At 43.7% G+C, this 4427-nt stretch carries 4 protein-coding genes; 3 read left to right on the forward strand and 1 reads right to left on the reverse strand.

What is annotated here, in order from left to right:
• On the forward strand, positions 1 to 1342 hold a 1342-nt coding region (locus WBJ10_RS03285), incomplete at its 5' end, for a flavodoxin-dependent (E)-4-hydroxy-3-methylbut-2-enyl-diphosphate synthase (protein ID WP_424288127.1).
• A gap of 60 nt (positions 1343 to 1402) precedes the next feature.
• Here the strand turns inward: WBJ10_RS03285 and WBJ10_RS03290 are convergent.
• Positions 1403 to 2245, reverse strand: a complete 843-nt coding sequence (locus WBJ10_RS03290) for an alpha/beta hydrolase family protein (RefSeq protein WP_424288128.1) — start codon at positions 2243 to 2245, stop codon at positions 1403 to 1405.
• 259 nt (positions 2246 to 2504) lie between these two features.
• Here WBJ10_RS03290 and hemA point away from each other — a divergent pair, with 259 nt between their 5' ends.
• Together hemA and hemC are read left to right on the forward strand one after the other, a co-directional pair.
• Entirely contained in the window at positions 2505 to 3731 is a 1227-nt protein-coding gene (hemA, locus tag WBJ10_RS03295; RefSeq protein WP_424288129.1) for a glutamyl-tRNA reductase, read from the forward strand.
• Between the two features lie 68 nt (positions 3732 to 3799).
• Positions 3800 to 4427 (forward strand): hydroxymethylbilane synthase (gene hemC, locus WBJ10_RS03300; RefSeq protein WP_424288130.1); only part of this gene is annotated, 628 nt, incomplete at its 3' end.

The raw sequence follows: 4427 nt of genomic DNA on the forward strand, positions 1-4427 counted from the left end.
AGACGGCAGGATTAAATCAGCTGTGGGAATTGGTGCTTTGCTGGAAGATGGTTTGGGAGATACGATCAGGGTATCGTTGACGGAGGAGCCGGAGGCGGAAGCGCCGGTGGCACTGGCCCTGGCAAACCGATACGGAGAAAGAGAATTACGAATTAAGAATTACGAATTACGGGCGGACGCACCTGGCGAGAAGGTCGAAAATGAATTAGATCATTTACACTCTCCATTTGAATACAATAAGCGAGTTACAACTGAACTAAACACCTTCATCGGCGGCCACCAGGTACCTAGGGTAATCATAGACCTTTCCAAAAAGAATCTTAAAGATCCGGCGATACTTAGTGATGTGGGTTATATCTATTCTTCAATCCTGGATAAGTACAATATGGGGGAGCAGTCGACGGATTTTGTTTATCTGGCGGACCAGCTCCCTTCGTTCAGCTTTCCTGGGAATTTGAAGCAACTCTATAATTATTCGACCTGGAAAACGCTGGGGGATAAGAGTAATTGTCACCCTTTATATACGCTCCGGGAATATCTGGAGGAAGGCGAGAAGGATGTTTCCTTAAATCTTGTTTCGATATCGAACAGCGATATAGGGGCGGATCTTTTTGACCGGATACCGCTGGATAATACCCTGGTATTTGTCTTGGAGACGAAGGAGATTTGCGGAATGCAGGATCAGAGGGGGGCGTTTTTGAAGTTCGTTGAGATGGGTGTGGAAGTGCCGGTGATCGTGAAGAGAACGTATAAGGAGGAAGAATTACGAATTACGAATTACGAATTAGGGGGTGAGGAACCTGAAGGCTCAAGTCAGTCCGGTCTCACATCTAATCACGAACAACTAACCAACCTGCAACCCGTCACTGATGCAGACCGATTTCAACTCCACTCTGCTACTGACATCGGCGGACTAATGCTCGACGGTTTTGGTGATGGTATCTGGCTGGATGCGCCGGGGATATGGCCTAAGACGGTACTGACTACTTCTTTTGGGATTTTGCAGGCGACGCGCTCAAGGATCTCTAAGACAGAATATATTTCATGCCCAAGCTGTGGCCGGACACTTTTCGACCTGCAGATCACCACCCAAATGATACGCAGCCGTACGGATCACCTTAAAGGCCTGAAAATTGGCATTATGGGGTGTATTGTAAACGGTCCGGGCGAAATGGCGGATGCGGACTATGGTTATGTGGGAACCGGGCCGGGTAAAATTACTTTGTACCGAGGAAAGGAAGTGGTGAAGAAGAATGTGAACACGGAAAATGCCCTGGATGAGTTGATTGGGATTATCAAAGAAGATGGGAACTGGGTGGAGCCGGAGGTGGTGAATATTTAGTATCAGGTATCAAGAAGAGTGCGGTGAGTGGCTTTGTACACAGCGCCTATTCTGGTCAAATTAAACCGCTCCGCAACTATTAACAAATTCAATACTCTTCTCACAAACCAACTGTAATTCAAGGGGCATACTTTCTTTTGTGTAAGGATGCTCTGACCCGAAAACATGGTTGGCGTGGGTTACCACAAAACACTCAGCATGATTTGACCGTGCCTGTAATTCCTTTGCCTGTTCCAGACTAACGTTTACATCTTCATCTCCATGAATAATGAGCCAGGGCTGTTTAACCCGCTCTGCCTGGGAAAGGATATCATAGGATTTAGCATGTTTTTCAAGATCATGAAGCAGGTCAATCTTCAAGGGTGTGTATTGCTTGGTACGGGTATTGAAATTGTAGATTACACCTTTTTTTCGCCACTCATCTTCATCTTCCGGGTTCCACAAGCTGCTGAATTTGGAGATCGACGCCCAGGTAATCAATTTATCTATGCGTTCATCATTTGCCGCTTGAATGATGCATGTTCCGCCCCCGCGGCTATGTCCGATAAGGGCTAAAGAAACGGGTTCAGGAAAGTCCTGGCCACTTTTTACAAAGCTTATCACCGTGTCCAAATCTTCAAACTCCTTTGTGAAGGTATTATCACCAAAGGCTCCCAAATCCGCAAAATCTTCCGGGCTTTCGGGTGTTGTTCCGTTGTGAGAGAAATTGAACTTCAGAAACCTCAGGCCATGGCCCGCGAAATATTCTGCCACCATATTGTGAGTGCCCCAGTCCTTAAATCCTTTGAAACCATGCACAAAAACCACCATAGGTGCACGTTCATTCCCGGTTTTATAAGTCAAATCCATTAAAATTGGCTTGCCTTCCGCGCCGCTGAGAGTGAATGTTTGTTTGATGACCATTACATGATAACGTTTTTAGGGGGGAATACGTTTTACTATGTACTTGTAAATTTATAAGTTAGGTTAATTAGCTGAAAACTGAAAACTGAAAATTGAAACCCAGCATCCTATTCATCTTATTAATCCTATGAATCCTATTCCAGACAAATCTTACTCCTATTTATAATCAGTCTAAACATCCGTGTTTACAAACAGGTGACACATACAAAAACCCTTATTGATTACATTTGTTGCGGTTTTTTACTTAGGATAGCTGGAATTGAAGTTTTTAAAAGTTATTGCATTTACACACAAGCACATAGATCTTAAAGATCTGGGGAAATTCGTGATTTGTAACGAAACTCTTGAAAGCAGTCTTAAACGTGTGAAGCAGCGATTCGACATTCCTGAGATATTTTATGTTGGGACGTGTAATCGTGTTGAATTTGTATTTACTGCCGAACAGACTCTGGATAGCGATTTTGTAAAGGAATTTATAGTGGCTCTGGACCTCTGTATTCCAGATGAGCAGATCGGAAATTTCGTAAGCCAGGTTTCGGTTTATGAAGACATTGAAGCGCTTAACCACCTTCTTCGTATTTCATGTTCACTTGAAAGTCTCGTAGTAGGTGAGAAGGAAATCCTGGCACAAATCCGCAAAGCTTATGAAACCTGCCGGGTTGCCGGCTTTACAGGCGATTATCTCCGCCTGATCATGAACCGTGTGGTGAAAACGGCGAAAGAAGTCTATACCCACACCGGTATTGCCCGTAAACCTATTTCGGTAGTTTCCCTGGCTTACCGCAAATTGCGTGAATTGAAGATGTGTACAAATGCACGTATACTCATAATCGGCGCGGGCGAAACCAATAAAAATCTTTCAAAATACCTGCAGAAGCACAAGTATTCCAATTTTACTATTTTCAACCGTACCCTTGCCAAGGCGCAGGTTCTTGCTGATGAGCTTGGCGGAAATGCTTTTGGCTTAGAAGAATTAAAAAAATATAAAGAGGGTTTTGATGTAATCATTACCTGTACCAGCGCAACTGAGCCGGTAATAACCAATGAAATTTATCAATCCCTTCTAAATGGGGATACCTCCAGGAAAGTAATTGTCGACCTGGCCGTTCCAAATGACACCTGCTGCACGGTTATTGAAAAAAACCCGGTGACTTTTATTGAAGTTCACAGCTTACAGGAAATAGCGAACAGCAACCTTCAGGAGCGATACGAAGAGCTAATCTTTGCAGAACGCATTATTGATCAGAATATTCAGGAGTTCAAACCTGTTTTGAAACAGAGAAGAGTTGAAATCGCGATGCGGGATGTGCCTGAGAAGATCAAGGAAATTAAAAATACAGCCATAAACTGCATTTTTGCACAGGATATTGAAAGTATGGATGAAAATTCCCGTGAAGTTTTAAGCAAGGTGATGGACTACATGGAGAAAAAATACATTAGCGTCCCGATGGTGATGGCTAAGGATATCCTGATAAATAATACCTGAAACCAACCTGTTGCCAATCATTTTGGTTAATTTTTCCCTTCGATAGATCCGAATAACAATATACTGCCATGTCTGATAATGTGCCCGGAACACCCGGAAATGCTAAAATTATAATTGGAACACGAGGAAGCGAGCTTGCATTATGGCAGGCTAATTTTGTTAAGGATGAGCTTGCAAAGCTTGGCCTTGACTCCGAACTGAAGATCATCAAAACACAAGGCGATAAAATATTGAACCTGAGCTTTGATAAGCTCGAAGGTAAGGGATTCTTTACCAAGGAACTTGAAGAAGAATTGGCTATCGGTAAGATTGACCTGGCCGTTCATTCCCATAAAGACCTTCCAACAAACCATCCCCCTGGGCTGATCATTGCTGCCGTGTCGGAACGTGAAGATCCTTCCGAATTATTGATTATTCTCAAAGACTGTGTAGACATCCAGCAGAAATTGTCGGTAAAGTTTAGCGGCATGGTTGGAACATCATCCAATCGTAGAAAAGCCCAGCTTCTGGCTGTACGGCCTGATCTGGAGGTAGAGGAACTGCGGGGCAATGTCCCCACGCGTATCCAAAAATTGAGAGATGAAGATTACGATGCAATTATGATTGCTAAGGCTGGCGTGCATCGCCTGGGAATTGACCTGAGTGAATTTTATGTAGAGGAATTAGATCCTATAGAATTTATTCCAGCACCTGCGC

Origin of the sequence: Daejeonella sp., assembly GCF_049655485.1 — a bacterium.
In the GTDB taxonomy this organism is placed as follows: Bacteria; Bacteroidota; Bacteroidia; order Sphingobacteriales; family Sphingobacteriaceae; genus Daejeonella.

What these genes read in the sequence shown, in the direction of transcription:
- WBJ10_RS03290 (WP_424288128.1), bottom strand. Translation starts at nt 2,245, where the DNA reads ATGGTCATCAAACAAACATTCACTCTCAGCGGCGCGGAAGGCAAGCCA.